The sequence below is a fragment of the Virgibacillus dokdonensis genome (assembly GCF_900166595.1).
GTDB lineage: Bacteria > Bacillota > Bacilli > Bacillales > Amphibacillaceae > Virgibacillus > Virgibacillus dokdonensis.
The window spans coordinates 3,116,261-3,133,297 of the sequence record NZ_LT745763.1 but is presented as its reverse complement, the minus strand read 5'-3'; the positions used below and the strand labels follow the sequence as shown (position 1 = coordinate 3,133,297).

At 35.9% G+C, this 17,037-nt stretch carries 13 protein-coding genes and 1 other annotated feature; of the genes, 12 read left to right on the top strand and 1 reads right to left on the bottom strand.

Annotated elements, in window-relative coordinates; translation table 11 throughout:
• Window positions 1-2 precede the first annotated feature (2 nt).
• The 11 genes from arcD (at window position 3) to metG (ending at window position 13,691) form a co-directional block, all read left to right on the top strand.
• Entirely contained in the window at window positions 3-1,430 is a 1,428-nt protein-coding gene (gene arcD / locus B2C77_RS16230) for an arginine-ornithine antiporter (RefSeq protein WP_073008873.1), read from the top strand.
• 17 nt (window positions 1,431-1,447) lie between these two features.
• A complete protein-coding gene (gene arcC / locus B2C77_RS16225) occupies window positions 1,448-2,392 on the top strand; it encodes a carbamate kinase (RefSeq protein WP_077705992.1) in 945 nt (314 codons plus the stop codon).
• Window positions 2,393-2,500: 108 nt separating this feature from the next.
• Entirely contained in the window at window positions 2,501-2,971 is a 471-nt protein-coding gene (locus B2C77_RS16220; RefSeq protein ID WP_164085282.1) for an arginine repressor, read from the top strand.
• A gap of 420 nt (window positions 2,972-3,391) precedes the next feature.
• A complete protein-coding gene (locus B2C77_RS16215) occupies window positions 3,392-5,305 on the top strand; it encodes a BglG family transcription antiterminator (RefSeq protein WP_077705990.1) in 1,914 nt (637 codons plus the stop codon).
• A 296-nt stretch (window positions 5,306-5,601) separates the two neighbouring features.
• Window positions 5,602-6,903, top strand: coding sequence for a 6-phospho-beta-glucosidase (locus B2C77_RS16210; RefSeq protein WP_077705989.1), 1,302 nt, complete (start codon window positions 5,602-5,604; stop codon window positions 6,901-6,903).
• A 15-nt stretch (window positions 6,904-6,918) separates the two neighbouring features.
• Window positions 6,919-7,239: a PTS sugar transporter subunit IIB gene (locus B2C77_RS16205; protein ID WP_077705988.1), complete on the top strand. Its 321-nt coding sequence runs from the start codon at window positions 6,919-6,921 to the stop codon at window positions 7,237-7,239.
• Window positions 7,239-8,516, top strand: coding sequence for a PTS cellobiose transporter subunit IIC (gene celB, locus B2C77_RS16200; RefSeq protein WP_254843990.1), 1,278 nt, complete (start codon window positions 7,239-7,241; stop codon window positions 8,514-8,516). The genes B2C77_RS16205 and celB overlap by 1 nt, the downstream gene beginning before the upstream one ends.
• 10 nt (window positions 8,517-8,526) lie before the next feature.
• Window positions 8,527-9,285 (top strand): ChbG/HpnK family deacetylase, encoded by a 759-nt coding sequence (locus tag B2C77_RS16195; protein ID WP_077705987.1) that lies wholly within the window; start codon window positions 8,527-8,529, stop codon window positions 9,283-9,285.
• Window positions 9,275-9,628: a PTS lactose/cellobiose transporter subunit IIA gene (locus B2C77_RS16190; protein WP_073008852.1), complete on the top strand. Its 354-nt coding sequence runs from the start codon at window positions 9,275-9,277 to the stop codon at window positions 9,626-9,628. The genes B2C77_RS16195 and B2C77_RS16190 overlap by 11 nt, the downstream gene beginning before the upstream one ends.
• Window positions 9,629-9,753: 125 nt before the next feature.
• Window positions 9,754-11,487 carry an exo-beta-N-acetylmuramidase NamZ family protein gene (locus B2C77_RS16185; RefSeq protein ID WP_141130748.1) on the top strand — a complete coding sequence of 578 codons (1,734 nt, stop codon included), beginning with the start codon at window positions 9,754-9,756 and terminating at the stop codon, window positions 11,485-11,487.
• Between the two features lie 175 nt (window positions 11,488-11,662).
• Window positions 11,663-11,926, top strand: a binding site (T-box leader).
• A gap of 85 nt (window positions 11,927-12,011) precedes the next feature.
• Window positions 12,012-13,691, top strand: coding sequence for a methionine--tRNA ligase (metG, locus tag B2C77_RS16180; RefSeq protein WP_077705986.1), 1,680 nt, complete (start codon window positions 12,012-12,014; stop codon window positions 13,689-13,691).
• Window positions 13,692-13,787: 96 nt separating this feature from the next.
• On the opposite strand, the gene B2C77_RS16175 is transcribed toward metG, so the two are convergent.
• Complete coding sequence (locus B2C77_RS16175; protein ID WP_077705985.1) at window positions 13,788-15,398, bottom strand: IS1182 family transposase; 1,611 nt, start codon at window positions 15,396-15,398, stop codon at window positions 13,788-13,790.
• Between the two features lie 213 nt (window positions 15,399-15,611).
• Between B2C77_RS16175 and B2C77_RS16170 the strand changes: the two genes are divergently transcribed.
• On the top strand, window positions 15,612-16,847 hold the full coding sequence (locus B2C77_RS16170) for an MFS transporter (protein ID WP_073008844.1): 1,236 nt from the start codon (window positions 15,612-15,614) through the stop codon (window positions 16,845-16,847).
• Window positions 16,848-17,037: the final 190 nt, after the last annotated feature.

Below are 17,037 nucleotides of genomic sequence, written 5' to 3'. Positions count from 1 at the left end.
AAATGAGTGAAGATGAAAAAAAGCTAGGGCTAGTGGCGCTTATTGCGCTAGTTGTCGGTTCCATGGTTGGAGGAGGAGCATTCAACTTAGCTGGAGATATAGCACTTGGATCTAATTCCGGTGCAGCCATTATTGGCTGGATTATTACAGGCATTGGTATCGTAGCCCTTGCCTTTGTCTTTCAAAATTTAACTCAAAGGAAACCAGAATTAGATAGCGGTATTTATAGCTATGCAAAAGCTGGGTTTGGAACATTTTTAGGATTTAATAGTGCATGGGGTTATTGGCTATCGGCGTTTTTAGGGAATGTAGCTTATGCTACATTAGTTTTTTCATCAATTGGTTACTTTATCCCCATGTTCGAAGGCGGTCAAAATGTCGCTAGTATTATCGGTGCTTCCGTCGTTTTATGGTCCGTGCATTTTCTTGTTTTACGTGGTGTCAGTTCAGCTGCGCTTATTAATACAGTAGCAACGATTGCCAAAGTGATTCCTATATTTTTGTTTATTATTATAGCGATCATTGCGTTTAAATGGGATACATTTTCATTTGAGTTCTGGGGCAGTGAAGGTTTTAGTTGGGCCTCTGTTGGTGAACAAGTTAGAAGCATGATGTTAGTTACTTTATGGGTATTTATCGGTGTTGAAGGTGCTGTTGTAATGTCAGGTAGAGCAAGAAATCGCTCTGATGTTGGGAAAGCCACAGTAATTGGGTTAATTAGTGTGCTTTTAATTTACATTTTAATCTCTTTGTTATCGTTAGGGATTATGTCAAGAGAAGAATTAGCTAATTTACCAAATCCTGCAATGGCTTATGTGTTAGAAGAAATTGTTGGGAAATGGGGAGCTATTGTTATTAACCTTGGTCTAATCATCTCGGTTATGGGAGCTTGGCTTGGTTGGACGTTGTTCGCAGCGGAGTTACCTTATGTCACGGCAAAAGACAAAGTGTTTCCTAAATGGCTAGCAAAAGAGAATAAAAATCACGCCCCCGTCAATTCGTTATGGTTAACCAATGGGCTTATCCAACTATTTCTGATAACGCTTTTATTTTCTGAAGCAGCATATAATTTTATGTTCTCTTTGGCAACTTCAGCTATCCTTATTCCCTATATGTTATCGGCTTTTTACCAAGTAAAATTGACCATGACAGGTGAAGGATATGAAGTAGGAGAAAAACGTATCAAAGAGAAAGTGATTGGTTTTATTGCGAGCATTTATGCTTTGTGGCTCGTATATGCTGCTGGAATAAGCTACTTGCTTTTAACCATGTTGTTATATGCTCCAGGGATTATTCTTTATAAACGGGCGTTAAAAGAAAATGGCATTCAAAAGCAAGACACGAAGGTAGAAAAATCGCTAATGATTGCATTTGTTGTCTTAGCAGTAATTGCAATAGGTGGCTTAGTTACTGGCAGGATAACCATCTAACAGAAAGGAAGGATGAAATGGCGAATGAACGTATTGTGATTGCACTAGGCGGTAATGCGATTCAGTCTGGTAGTGCAACGGCTGAAGCACAGCAACAAGCGTTAAACCATACGGCAAAACAGTTAATAGAAATTATTAAACAAGGCTACCAAGTAGCTATTACACACGGTAATGGTCCTCAAGTAGGAAATATTTTATTACAACAAATTCAATCTCATAGTGAACAGACGCCTGCGATGCCTTTGGATACGTGTGGGGCAATGAGTCAAGGAATGATTGGTTATTGGTTGGAGAATGCACTTTATGGTCAGTTGCATGAAGCTGGGCTCAACAACCAAGTAGCTACGGTTGTAACTAGAGTAGAGGTTGATCCAGATGATAAAGCTTTTCAACAACCGACCAAACCAATTGGTCCGTTCTATTCGGAAAACGAAGCAAAAAAACAAATGGAAAAGAATGATATTACATTTAAGGAAGACGCTGGAAGAGGATGGAGAAGAGTAGTTCCTTCGCCTCAGCCTTTGAGAATTTTAGAACATGAAGTCATTAAAGCTCTAATGGATAAGGAAACGATTGTGATTAGTACTGGTGGCGGTGGTATTCCAGTTTATTCAAAGAATGAGCAGATTATCGGTGTAGAAGCTGTGATAGATAAAGATTTTGCTTCCGAGAAATTAGGAGAGCTCATTCAAGCAGATAAGTTAGTAATTTTAACTGAAGTAGAACATGTATATGTAAATTATCAAAAACCAGAGCAAAAAGTGCTCGAACAAGTTACCACAACAGAATTACGAAGATATGCGGAAGAAGGTCAATTCGCTGCAGGTAGTATGTTGCCAAAAATAGAAGCTGCCATTACATTTGTTGAATCGAAACCTGGTAGAAAATGTATTATTACTTCGCTAAGTAAAGCTGCTGAAGCTGTAGGAGAAAATGCTGGAACAGTTATCCAAAATGAATAGTTGCGGTATTGTTGGCTTATTATCTAGGCTCTCGCTTCACGATGATTCAAAAATTTGAAGCGGGAGCACAGTATCTATAATAATCCCTTGTAAATGGGAGGTTGTTTGATGAATAAAAAAGAACGCCAAGAAAAAATTTGTGCACTTATACGAACCAACGAAGTGCGTACGCAAAAAGAATTACGTGAATTATTAAAGAATCAGGGGTATGATGTTACACCAGCAACCATTTCAAGAGATATGCAAGAAATACAAGTGAGGAAAGAGTATTCACCAAATGGTGTGGAGAGTTATCATTTACCCAGCAGTGTAAAAGAAAAATCATCAACCATTCAAAAATTACAACAGTTTTTTTCGGAAGCGATTCAATCCATCGAAGTGTCGGGAATCTTTGTCATTATTAGAACAGATCCAGGCAATGCGAAAGCCATTGGATATATGATGGAATCGTTAGAATGGAAGCAGCTAGCAGGTGTCATTAGTGGTGATGACAATTGTTTATTACTATGCAAAACAGAATCTGAAGCAGAAAAAGTAAAAAAGAAGTGTTTGGAAATATGGGGGAAAGATAAAAATTAAACGGTTTTTAAATAGATAAATACTGGCTTCAATTATTAATTAGAAGATAAAAACTCTAACTACGTTTTAAAGATCACCCAAAAACGGTTGCGCATTACTTGATGCGCTTTTTGTATATCCTTATATCAGATGAATATTTTATTTTGTAAACCAAAAGACTGTGGAGATTAAGGCAATTAAAAATTGGTATAAAGTTTTACAAACAATAAATAATTGTATATAATAAAAGAAAATAGCAGGGGAGGAGTTGAAAAAATAATTAATGGATTGATATAGTTTCTTAGTATTAAAATGACTCTGTGAATTTTTGGGAGAAATCCCAATGATGCTATAGGGTTAATTTGCTGATGTTAAATATAGAAAAAAACAATTGTTTATTTATATAATTTAAAGTCTGTATTATATAACTGAGGTGAGCTTATGAGATCTCGCCAGTTTGCAATTTTAAAATTGCTTGATAACGAAGAAGGTATGGTGGTGACGAGTGCTCAACTGGCTACGGAGGTTAATGTAAGTCCGAAGACAGTAAGAATGGAAATAAAACAATTGAATACGATTCTTAGAGACTACAATATGTATATTAAATCCTTACGCGGAAAAGGATATATTTTAAAAGGCAAGAATAAAGAAAAAATAACTAAATTGTTATCAAAATGTGTAAACGAATTTCGCACGGTGGTCCCCGTAGATTCAAGTGCCAGAGTAAATTATCTATTAGAAAAACTATTGTTTTGTACCGATTATATAAAAATAGAGGAGTTACTTGCAGAGTTATTCATTAGTAGATCTACTTTACAAGGTGATTTAAAAACGGTTCGAGAATTACTACAATTTTATGGGTTGTTTATTGAACATAAACCTAACTTTGGAATGAAAATAGTTGGCGATGAAACGTTCATCCGTTTTTGTTTGTCTGAATACATTTTTAATCAACATCCATTACTTCTAAAAGAGCAAATGGGGAATATTTTGTCGTTAGAAGAATTGAATATCATAAGGAATTCCATTCTCGAAAATATAAGAAAACATCATATCGCTATTTCCGATATTAGTTTACACAATTTGATCATTCACTTATCCATTGCATATAAGCGTTTGTTAGAACACAAGTCTGTTGAATTTGTAAAAGAAGAAATATATTCTTTATTTTATGAAAGAGAATATGAAGTAGCACAAAAGATAGTAGAGCAAATCGAAAGCGGATTAGGAATTAAATTTCCCAAAACAGAAGTTGCTTATTTAGCCATTCATTTAAAAGGAACAAAGCTGACTTCCACTGCTAATCATTTAGATTTTCAAAGTATAGTTGATAAGGAAATTTATTGTCTAGCAAAGGAGGTTATACAGGTCATTGATAATGAGTACGATTTAAAGTTAACAGATGATGAAGAACTGTTAAGAAATTTATGCTTACATCTTAAACCTGCTATTAGTCGTTTTCGCTATCAAATGAATATACGTAATCCAATGTTGGAGGAAATAAAAATGGAATACCCTCTTTCATTCGAAGCGGCATTAACAGGGGTTAGTGTAATAAATGAACGATTTAGTGTTCAGTTTAATGAAAGTGAAGTCGGCTATGTTGCTCTTCATATAGAGGCTGCATTAGAAAAGGCAAAACGCTCCTATATGGAACGGAAGCGTAGCTTAATTGTTTGCGCTACGGGTCTGGGAAGCTCGCAATTGCTTTTACATAAGTTGATAAATATTTTTGGGAAGAAACTTCATATTACTGGGACAATAGAACTATATAACTTAACACGTCTTAACCTTAAAGATTATGATTTTATTATTAGTACAATTCCAATTAAAAATAAACTACCAATACCAGTTATTCATATAAGTAATATTCTTGGTAATATAGATGTTTCTAAAATTGAGCGTATGTTAGATTGTTTGGATATAGACTTAAAAGAATTTATTTTTCCAGAGTTTACATTTTTACAATATGATTTTCAAATACCAGAATCAGTTATTAAATTTTTAACAAATAATTTAGTGCAGAAAGGAAAAGCAGACACAGATTATATACAATCTGTACTAGAAAGAGAAAGTTATGCACCAACTAGTTTTGGCAATATGGTAGCGATTCCTCATCCACTAAAACCAGGAACAAATGCCACCTTTCTCTCTATATTAACTTTATTACGTCCAATAAACTGGGGAGATAAGTTTGTTCAATTAGTCATATTACTTAATATAAATAAAAATAGGAAAGAAGATCTGCAACTCATGTTTCAATCTCTTGTTCATTTAATGAATGATAAACAAAAGGTCTTTCAGTTACTAAGATGCAAGACGTATTCGGAATTATTAGAAGTAATAGAAGAATAGAAAAAAGAGTGAAAGTATTTTAGTTAAACTTTTGCTCTTTTATTACACTATAGGAAATTATAAAAGTTTAAAGGTTTATAAACTACAGCGTTCGCCAAGCCTTATGGCGAACGCTGTAGTTTTTCTTATGTTTCTATAACATAACTTTATTTCTATTGGAAAAGGGAAATCCTTTCTATTTCGAAGTGATTTTTTACCTTTAATAGAGGTAAAAACCAACCTCGATATGTATGCGTTAACATACTATGATGAAAGTGGAATATTTAATTTAATCAAAGAAAGGATGATGATCTTTAATGGGTGGATTAAAAATAACGGTAATTGGAGGGGGTTCTTCCTATACGCCTGAATTGTTAGAGGGAATTATTAACAATCAAGAACTTTTACGAGTAGAGGAGCTTTGGTTAGTAGATATAGAAGAAGGAAAACAGAAGTTGTCCATTATAGAAGGGCTATCAAAGCGAATGATTCAAGCATCAGGATATTCAATTAAAATTGTTGCAACTTTCAATAGACAAGAGGCGATAAAAGGTGCAGATTACATTATTACCCAACTTAGAGTTGGACAGCTTAAAATGCGTCGTTATGATGAATACACCTCTATTAAACACGGAGTAATTGGTCAGGAAACAACCGGAGCAGGTGGCTATATGAAAGCATTACGTACCATACCAGTTATTTTAGATATTTGCAATGATATGGAACAACTTGCACCCAAAGCATGGTTATTGAATTTCACAAATCCTGCAGGAATTGTAACAGAGGCGGTCTTAAAATATAGCAATGTAAAAGTTATTGGTTTATGCAATAACCCGATAAATTATTATAAAAAATTTGCTGCTGCTTATAACGTTTCTATGAAGGATGTGAGCATCAATTTCACAGGTATAAATCATTTGCTTTGGCTGACTGATTTATATATTAGGGGCGAGTCAAGAATTAAAGATATATTTAATGGATGGTCAAATATTTATGAAGCAAAAAATATTCCTGACTTTGGCTGGGATCTTGATTTCTTAAGATCTTTAGATGCTATTCCATGTGGTTATCATAAATATTATTATCAGTCTGATCGGATTTTACAACAGCAATTAGAGGAGTTTAAACGAAATGAAACCCGTGCTGATCAAGTTCAGAAGATTGAGCGAGAACTATTTAAAATTTATCAAAATCCAAAACTAAGCAAAAAACCAAAAGTTTTAGAACAAAGAGGTGGTGCGTACTATTCGGAGGCAGCTGTAAATTTGATTAAATCGATTGAGTTGAATACAAAAGAAATGCATACATTGAATGTTCGTAATAATGGATCAATTTCTTGTTTACCTATCAATACTTGTATAGAAGTAAATTGTGTTGTGGAACGGCATCAGGTTACTCCATTGCAAGTAGGGCAAGTTTCTCCGCAAATCAGAGGACTTTTACAACATGTGAAAGCATATGAAGAACTCACTGTTGAAGCTGGTGTTAATGGGGATAAAGGTGTTGCTCATCAGGCATTGACGTTACACCCACTTATCCCTTCCGCTGAAAAGGCAAATGCTATTTTAAAAGAAATGTTTATGATAAATAAAAAGTTTTTACCGCAGTTTAAGATTTAAGGAGGGAAACGTACAGTGAAAATAACGTTGCTTTGCGCATTAGGGATGAGTACAAGCCTTTTGGTAGAAAGAATGAAAAAAGCAGCCAGTCGCAGAGAGTTGGATGTGAAAATAGAAGCACATTCGGTAGACGAGATAGATAGACAACTTAAAGATTCAGATGTCATGCTCTTAGGTCCACAAATTCGCTATAAAAAGAAGGAACTATTTAAAAAAGCAGAAAAGGAAAAGGTGCCAATTGCTATTATTGATATACGAGCATATGGAGCGACAGATGGTGAAAAAGTGCTAGAGCAAGCGCTTCATTTAAAGAATAATGATGAGGAGGGTGTATAGTGAATCGTTTTAATGAGTCTATGGAACGTTATTTTATGCCAGTTGCAGGGAAATTGGCTGAACAACGTCATTTAAAATCAGTAAGAGATGGAATTATAGCAACAATGCCGCTATTAATTATTGGAAGCGTTTTTCTGATTATTTCATCTCCACCAATTGAATCGTGGGCTGAATTTATGAAACCCTATGCACAAACGTTAAGTATTCCAGTAAATGCTACCTTTGGTTTGTTAGGTCTAATCGCAGTATTTTCAATTGCATATAGCCTTGCGAAAAGCTATGGAATGGATGAATTATCTGCTGGTGTACTAAGTGTGGCTACATTTTTTGTCGCTACCCCTCTTACTGAAGAAGGAAATATACCGTTAAACTTAATGGGAAGTGAAGGACTATTTATTGCCATTGTTTTAGCCATCTTCACAGTAGAAGTTTTCCGTTTTTTTGAAAACAAAAATATTGTTATTCGTATGCCTGAAGGGGTGCCACCGTCAGTATGGCGAGCATTTACAGCTCTTATTCCCGGAGCAATCATTATTTTTATAGTATGGGGAGTAGACTTATTGTTGCGTAACTTCTTCAATTTATCATTGCATGGAGTAGTAGCCGCTATTTTAAGGCAACCTTTAGAAGCTATGGGATCAAGTTTATGGGGAGCAATTATTGCAATAATTCTAATCCATTTACTGTGGTCGTTTGGAATTCATGGCATATCCGTTGTAGCAAGTGTTATGGCTCCAATTTGGTATAGTTTAACAGAACAAAATGTTGCTGCACAACAGGCTGGTGAGGAACTTCCATATATAATTGGGCAACCATTTATGGCGATATGGTGGGCAGTTGGTGGTTCAGGCATGGCTTTAGCATTAACCATACTTTTTGTTTGGCGAGCTCGTTCGAGGCATTTAAAAGGATTGGGACGAGGCTCTATTTGGGCAAGTTTCTTTAATATAAGTGAACCAATCGTTTTTGGAGCTCCAATTGTAATGAACCCGTTGTTATTTTTACCTTTCATACTAGCACCATTAACAGTAGGTATTATCACGTATTTTTCAATGTCGCTTGGATTTGTAGGAAAACCTTATGTAATTGTTCCATGGACGACACCACCTCCTTTTTCTGGAATATTGACAACAGGTGATTGGCGTGGTGGTGTATTAATGATGATCAATATTATTGTAGCTATCTGTATTTATTATCCGTTTTTCCGTTTGTACGATAAAAAACTATTAGAAGAAGAGCAAGCTAGTGAGTCAGTGGCTGCTACTACAGAAAGTTAGGAGTCTTATTATGGGTAACAATACAGTCAAACTTATTATAAATGCGGATGATTTTGGGATTACGGCTGGTGTGACATATGGAATTCTATTTGCTCATCAATATGGCATCGTATCAAGTACAACTGTCATGGTTAATATGCCATTTGCCAAAGAGAGTTTAAAAGAAGCAAAAAAACATCCTAATTTGGGAGTAGGCTTGCATCTCGTTTTTGATGCAGGTCGTCCCGTCTTTGCTTCCCAAAGTAGTTTAACGAGTCATTCTGGATATTTTTTGAAAAAGGAAGGGTTAATGCAATCTGCTAAAAGAGAGGATATAAAAAATGAGGTCGAGGCTCAGCTTGATTTAGCACATAAATGGTATGGAAATGTAACGCATATAGATAGTCATCATCACCTGCACCATCATTTTCCATTGTTACTGGATGTCGTTTTAGAGACTGCAAAAAACTATAATATGCCGGTTAGATTGCTTCCTGACACAAAGATAGCGTATAAAATAGCGAGTCCAGATTATTTTTGTGGAGGTTTTTATGGGGAAGAAAACGTTTCAATTAATAATCTTAAAGATATTTTAACACGTTTAAAACCAGGGATTACAGAAATGATGTGCCACCCAGGATTTATAGATTCTGGTTTATATAAAATTAGCAGTTATAACAGGATGAGAATGAAAGAAGTGGCTGTCTTAACTAACAACAAGATGAAAGAATATATGCAAAAACAATCTATTGAATTGATTCATTATGGAGGAGTCGCGGATGGACGTTGAGAATGCATCAATGAATATTATTTTACATGCAAGCAATGCAAAACAACACTTGTATGAGGCATTAAATCATGCTCGGGAGGCTGAATTTAATGCCATTGAATCTTCAATGAAGCTTGTTCATACTGAATTATTGCAAGCGCATAAATTACAAACGAAACTAATTCAAGAAGATACAAAGGGAGAGCTTGAAAATATCCCTGTCTTATTAGTTCATGCTCAGGATCATTTAATGTCTGTAATATCAGAAAAGAGCTTAATAGAAGAATTAATAATACTTCATCGAAATCAAAATGAACAAAGTGAAAAAATCAACCATTTAATGAATAGGATGTATGATAACTAAGTTTCAACAATTGAGTGAGTTGTACTTATCAAAAATTGGTGGCAAAGAAAAAGTTTCATGAAGCGGTTAAAAATATTACTCTCTTCACATATATATTTAAAAATAGGAATGAAGGGGATTGAAAATTGATACCAGGTATTGAAGTTTTTTTAAATGAACATTTATCGTGGGTGGAGGAGAAGCGAGTAGGATTAATTACAAATCATACAGGAGTTACAAGTGATTTAAAGAGTAGCATTCATTTATTATATGCACATCCAGAAGTGTATTTAACGGCGTTGTATGGCCCTGAACACGGTATTCGAGGTGACCGGGAAGCTGGAGAGTATGTGGAATCTTATGTAGATGAAAAAACCGGCTTACCTGTATACAGTTTATATGGTCCGACTTGGAAGCCAAAAGAAGAAATGCTTGAGGATGTAGATGTGTTATTATTTGATATTCAGGATATAGGTTCCAATGTTTATACCTATATTTACACTCTTGGATTTGTTATGGAAGCAGCTGCAGAGTACGATAAACAAATAATTGTTTTAGATAGACCGAATCCAATTGGTGGTATGAAAGTGGAGGGGCCGTTGCGATCAAAAGATGCAGTAAGTTTTATGGGGAGATTTTTACTCCCTGTAAGGCATGGGATGACGGTTGGAGAATTAGCTTTAATGTGGAACCAAGAATACAGTTTGGGAATAGATGTAAAAGTAGCTAAAGTCAAAGGTTGGAGAAGAAACGTGTATTTTTCTAATACGGAGCTACCTTGGGTTCTAACATCCCCAAATATTCCTACTGAAGAGACAGCTTATTTATATACTGGAACGGAGCTATTGGATGATACGTCACTGTCTACAGGGCTTGGTACTACAAAACCGTTTGAATTAGTAGGTGCCCCATGGATTGAAAGTGAAGCATTGGCAGAAGAAATGAAAAAACGTAATCTTGTAGGTGTTAAGTTTCGACCAGCTTATTTTACTTCAAGATTCGGAAAGTATAAGGGAAAATTAATTGGTGGGGTACAGGTTCATATAAGTAATATTTCAGAAGTTGACTTGGTTTCTTTAGGGTTAAACTTGCTTGATGCAATGAGAGATCAAAACCCAGAAAAATTTAAAATGAATGAGAGTTATGTTAATTTAATTGGAAATACTAAAGTACCTACTAAGATTATGAACGATCATCCAGTCAGTGAAATAATTAACTCGTGGCAAGTGGATTTGGATAAGTGGGTAAAGAATGTTCGAAATAAGTATTTAATTTATCCTCCATATCCAGATAAAGCAAAACCTTACAAGCCATCAGGGGCGTTAGGGATTATGCCCTTGGATGTGGAAATGATTTCAGGTCAAAATGTGGCATTAGCTTTAAGAGGTTATGATAAAAATGGCAGAAAACTAGAGATTGATACTAGTTTAATTACTTGGACTACCTCAGGGAATATTGGGTATATAGAAAACGAGATATTTCACGCTGAAAAAGAAGGAGAGGGACAAATAACAGCAAAATATGGAAGCTATACAGCTAACCGAGAAATACTTGTTTCGGCACGCTATGTAAACAATATAAGGTATGGTATTCATTCTAACTATACAAGAGTTGTGTTAGATATAAATATGAGAATGAATGACTTTAAAATAGTTGAAGGGAAAAATACTTTAACTATCCAAATACCTTATGCAAAGATTTGTGGTGAGTTATTACAAGAAGGAGGCACCATTGAAATAAGCAATAGTCCTGTATTATCATCTATTGAATATTTGAAAAAAGATACAATGTTCATTGCTGATTTTCATTTGCAAGAAAGAAAAGTGTTCTATGAAACGCCTGATTTTGCATCGCGGATAGTTGTTGATATAATGCATTAAAGTGATGAGTGCGAATGTTTCATTTTTTCAACTGTAGACGTTGTTTTATTTAATAAAGTCTAAGTGAATACAGATCATGAGTTAATGTAAAAGCTAGTTGAGGGAATTATATTCTGTTTGTTATCGTTGACTTCTATACATCCTTGTGCAATACTAATGACTATCATTATTTAGAAGAAAAGCGATGAAGAGAAGAGTAGATCAAGTGAATTCTTATACAGAAAGCTTTGGTAGCTGAAAAGAAGCAAGGAATAATTGATTGAACATGGTCTCTGAGCTGCATATCTGAGCTCTTAAGTAAGGGTATGACGAGATTTGACACTCGTTATCCATGTCATTGTATAAGAACATGTCGTCTATTGTTCCGTACTAATGGAGGCTATTCATGTGAATGATTAGTGAATAAAGGTGGTAACACGAGTATAACCTCGTCCTTTGACAATATTTATTGTCTTGGGGCGGGGTTTTTGGCATTATAAGAAAACACAAGATTTTTATAAATTTTTGAAGAGAGGAAAAAAGTGATGAATATACTAATTGGTGGGGCTTGGCCATATGCAAATGGATCATTGCACTTAGGGCATATATCCAGTCTTTTGTCTGGAGATATTTTAGCGCGTTATTACAGAGCAAAGGGTGATCATGTGCTATATGTGTCTGGAAGTGATTGTAATGGAACACCTATTACAATACGGGCCAAACAAGAGGGAGTGGAACCAAAAAAAATAGCCAATACGTATCATAAAGAGTTTAAACAATGTTTTGATCAGCTTGGCTTCACTTACGATTGCTATACACGTACAGATGCACAACATCACCATACCACGGTTGGAGAAATATTCACCACCTTAATGGAAAAGGGTAACATTTACCGCAAAGAGGTGGAACAAGCTTATTGTAGTACTTGTGAACAGTTTTTACCTGATCGTTTCGTAGAAGGTATTTGTCCACATTGTGGAAAAGAAGCACGTGGAGATCAATGTGAGCATTGCTCCAAGATACTTGAATCATTAGAACTGGTGAATAAAAAATGTAAACTATGTGGCAGTTCACCTGTAACAAGAAACACAGAGCATTTTTATTTTAAATTGAGTACTTTTCAACAGTTATTGGAGCATTACCTCAAAGATATGAAAGAAACGGGGACTTGGCGAGAAAATGCACTTAAAATAGCAGAAAGATATTTACAGGAAGGCTTACATGATAGAGCAATTTCAAGAGACCTACCAGTCGGTGTACCTGTACCTGTTGAAGGTTATGAGTACAAAAAAATTTACGTTTGGTTTGAAGCAGTTGCTGGTTATTATACCGCTAGTAAAAAATGGGCAGAGGATAATCATAAGGATCATACTTCTTTTTGGGGGGAGGACGCGATCTCTTATTATGTTCATGGAAAGGATAATGTCCCGTTTCATGCAATTATTTGGCCAGGTATATTATTAGGTATAAATAAGCCGGCCCTTCCAACTTATATGGTTTCTAATGAGTATGTAACGATCGAGAAGAAAAAGCTATCTACTAGCAAAAACTGGGCGGTTTGGGTCCCGCACATGTTGGAGAAATATGACCCAGATTCCATACGATATTTCTTAACAATCAATGCTCCTGAACATAGAGATGCTGATTTTTCCTGGCGTGAATTTGTCTATAGCCATAATAGCGAGCTGCTTGGAGCTTATGGTAACTTTGTGAATAGGAGTGTGAAATTTATTGAAAAATTCTTTCATGGAGTCGTGCCTGAAGGACAGATTAATAAAGAAATGAAGCATCAGGTAGATGAGCTTTATCATCAAGTGGGTACAATGATTGAACACACTCATTTTAAACAAGCGCTAGAGTTAATTTTTGAGTTTATTAGGGGTGTTAATAAATATTTTGATCAGCAAAAGCCATGGCTTCAAGTAAAAACTTCTCCTAAAGATTGTCAAAATACGTTAAGAAGTTGTGTCTATATTATTGTCAATTTAGCTCAGTTATTACATCCGTTTCTACCATTTTCCAGTGATAAATTGAAACAAGCATTTAACATAGAGGAAATACAATGGAAAGCCATTGATAGTAATGATTCATCTTCTATAAACATTTCTGAACCGTTATTTGAAAGAATCGATGTCATTGTTATTGATAAAGAAATAGAACAGTTAAGAAGGAGCTGTCGCAAAATGCATATTATGCATTTGCTGACAGCTCCTTTTTATATATGAGATTGCTCGTTTTAAGATGCATTATTTTATTTATGGTGATAAAGGGAAATTTAATCGGTTTTTGACGCACTTAAATAAGCCTCGCCTTTTTTTTTTTTAAGCTGTCTTTAATGGATGATAATAGAGGTTTAGGCGATTAGCTTGAATTTTCGTATGTATTTTATTGAGATTATAACCAAATGCCAGGATTAAAAGTTCGTTTCGTACATTGCCTGTTCCTCGCGTACGAAATTTCTTCAAATGATAATCTTCCTTCAATACGCCGAACGTTCCTTCCACTTGAATGGAGCGATTCATACGGTAAAGTGTGCCTGTTTCTGTTAGAATATTTTCTTGCGCTGTTTCCCGGTATGCCAGAAATTCCTTGGCTACATGCAGTTGGCGATTCCCTTTCGCTTTTGTACATTTTTCTTTGAGCGGACAACCTGTACAATCTTCACATTCGTAGACGGTTACCTGAGATTGATAGCCAGTCTGCGAGGTTCGCGTATAGTTTCTTATGGCATGCAGCTGCTGGTTATTGGCACAGGTATAGGTATCTGTGCTTTTATCATAAGCCATGTTTTCTCGGTGTCTGATGTCCTTTTTGAAAGAAGCTTTTTTCTTGCGTTCATGATTTTGCGGCTTGATATAGGCCGTCTGTTTTTGCTTCTTTAAATACACGTAATTTTCTTCGCTTTCATATCCAGAATCTGCGACGATGTTGCGATAGGTAAAGGGAAGATGTTCCTTTACGTATTGAAGCATTGGAATCAATGTTGTTGTGTCGTTTCGATCGGAAAACGCATTGATCCCAACGATAAATTCCGCATCCACGGCAGCTTGGACATTATAAGCTGGTTTGAGTTGACCATTCTTCATAGGATCATCTTTCATTCGCATAAACGTGGCATTATGGTCTGTTTTAGAATAACTGTTTCGTTTCTCTCCCATAATCTGATTGGAAGTATCGTAGTGTTCTTTACGTTGAAGCATTTCCTTTACTTGTTCATGATAACGTTGAAGGACCGTTTTTCTTTTCCCCTTTCCATAAACGAACGTGATGTTTTCTTTCGCTTTTACTTTCTCCAGGAAAACAAGCACTTTTTTCAAATCTTCTAAAAAAGTCTCGTAAGGACTGGTGAAAATCTGACAGTATGTTGTATTGATCTGTTCCAGCAGGGCTTGCCATTTGGTATACATCTTGGCTTCATGTTTGGTGATTGCCTTTTTCCATACGAAAGAATACCGGTTGGCATACGCTTCGATTTTGGTGCCATCGATATAGATGGTTTCACCGGTAATCGCTTCTTGTTGATAAAGCCACACGACTTGTTGAAAGAAGAGCTGTTCCATCACCGTATCGGTCAGATATTTTTGCTTGAAACGACTGATAGTAGAATGATCAGGAGCTGCATACCCTTGAAGAAGCCAACGGAAATTGATATCCCGACGACATGCTTTTTCTATCCCTCGGGAAGAGTAGATTTTTTGCGAGGCTGCGTAGGTAATGACCTTAAATAGAATGACTGGATCGACTGCTGGTTTTCTCCCTTTGGAAGCGTATGCCTGTAGTAGTTCTCTATAATCCATCCTTTCACATAAGAGGCAGTGGAGCCGGACCGAATCATCCATAGGAATCATTTCTTCTACATCCATCGGTAAATATAATTGATAATTTGCTGCAGTTTGCGTATACTGGGCTTGTATTATTCTTTTATTTGTCATAAATCAATAATACATGAGAACAGGCCCTTTGTGGTCTGTTTTTTTGTGTATACACAAAAAAGCTGTTACACAATCAATTACCTGATTGTGCAACAGCCCCTTCTTGTACGATAGGAAAGTACAAAAGTCTAAAGGTCTAGTATAAGAAGAACTACGGCTTTCGCTAAAAGAATTGGCGAATACCTGAATTTTTAGAAAGCAAAGGTGAATAAAATGAGTGAATTCAAGCTAGGAATGAAGGAGAATTATGTTCAGTTTTTCTTATTAGTAATTACGAACTTGTTTGTTGGTTCAATGGTTGGGATAGAAAGAACCGTTTTGCCGATTATAGGCGAAGATCAATTCGGACTGGCATCAACAAGTGCTGCGTTGTCTTTTATTATCAGCTTTGGTTTTTCTAAGGCGATCGTAAATTATTTTGCTGGTCATATAGCAGATCGATTTGGTCGTAAGCAGGTGTTATTACTTGGTTGGATCGTTGGTTTATCTGTTCCTATGTTGATTATTTTTGCGCATGCATGGTGGGTTATCGTTTTTGCCAATATCTTACTGGGAATTAATCAAGGATTGGCTTGGTCCATGACGGTTAATATGAAAATTGATCTTTCCAAGTCGAATGAAAGAGGAACAGCAGTGGGGTTAAATGAATTCGCTGGTTATTCTGGAGTAGCTTTATTGGCAGCTATTTCAGGTTATGTCGCTTCTACTTATTCTTTGAGACCCGAGCCATTTTATATCGGAATAGGAATTTCGGTGGTAGGGATACTGTTATCATTAACTGTGAGAGATACAAGGCATCATATAGAGTTACAAATGAAGCAAAGCGCAGCTATGACAAATAGTGGAGGAGATTTATCATCGAGAAAAATCTTTCAATTAACTACATGGCAGGACAAGAATCTTTCAGCTATTAGCTTTTCAGGTCTATCTACTAATCTCAAAGATGGAATGGCATGGGGGTTGTTCCCATTATATTTTACTTCTGTTGGATTATCGGTAGCGCAAACTGGAACCATAGTTGCATTATACCCAGCTGCATGGGGGTTTTTTCAATTATTTACAGGAATATTAAGTGATAAAATTGGTAGAAAGAAATTAATTACTTATGGCATGTGGATACAAGCTATTGCGCTGTGGTTTATTTTGCTAGTTAGCAGTTTTTCACTATGGGTCGCTGGAGCTTTAATATTAGGTTTAGGAACGGCAATGGTTTATCCGACGTTGCAAGCTGCTATTGGTGATGTCGCTGCACCTAACTGGAGAGCTTCTTCAATGGGGGTGTATCGGTTTTGGCGAGATAGCGGCTATGCTTTTGGTGCGTTACTAGCTGGACTCATAGCTGATGTGATGGGGGTCGGCTGGGCGATAGGAATGGTAGCTTTATTGCCATTTTTAGCTGGTGTAGTTGCTAGAGTGCGTATGGATGAGACGTTGGATATGGAAGTGTGAATAATTAAGGAAGAAGGCACCAATATTTCTTTTGAAAAGGTAAGGTAACTTTAGGATTAAAATTATCAAATTTGAGGTAAAAAAAAGCCTAATAAGCGGCTTTCAACAAGTTTTCTAAGATTTAGCAGACGTTACATTTTCATTTTTAGCCTCTATATATAAAAAAGCTTGGCGATAAGCCAAGCTTTTT

What these genes read in the sequence shown, in the direction of transcription:
- arcD (WP_073008873.1), top strand. Translation starts at nt 3, where the DNA reads ATGAGTGAAGATGAAAAAAAGCTAGGGCTAGTGGCGCTTATTGCGCTA.
- arcC (WP_077705992.1), top strand. Translation starts at nt 1,448, where the DNA reads ATGGCGAATGAACGTATTGTGATTGCACTAGGCGGTAATGCGATTCAG.
- B2C77_RS16220 (WP_164085282.1), top strand. Translation starts at nt 2,501, where the DNA reads ATGAATAAAAAAGAACGCCAAGAAAAAATTTGTGCACTTATACGAACC.
- B2C77_RS16215 (WP_077705990.1), top strand. Translation starts at nt 3,392, where the DNA reads ATGAGATCTCGCCAGTTTGCAATTTTAAAATTGCTTGATAACGAAGAA.
- B2C77_RS16210 (WP_077705989.1), top strand. Translation starts at nt 5,602, where the DNA reads ATGGGTGGATTAAAAATAACGGTAATTGGAGGGGGTTCTTCCTATACG.
- B2C77_RS16195 (WP_077705987.1), top strand. Translation starts at nt 8,527, where the DNA reads ATGGGTAACAATACAGTCAAACTTATTATAAATGCGGATGATTTTGGG.
- B2C77_RS16190 (WP_073008852.1), top strand. Translation starts at nt 9,275, where the DNA reads ATGGACGTTGAGAATGCATCAATGAATATTATTTTACATGCAAGCAAT.
- metG (WP_077705986.1), top strand. Translation starts at nt 12,012, where the DNA reads ATGAATATACTAATTGGTGGGGCTTGGCCATATGCAAATGGATCATTG.
- B2C77_RS16175 (WP_077705985.1), bottom strand. Translation starts at nt 15,398, where the DNA reads ATGACAAATAAAAGAATAATACAAGCCCAGTATACGCAAACTGCAGCA.
- B2C77_RS16170 (WP_073008844.1), top strand. Translation starts at nt 15,612, where the DNA reads ATGAGTGAATTCAAGCTAGGAATGAAGGAGAATTATGTTCAGTTTTTC.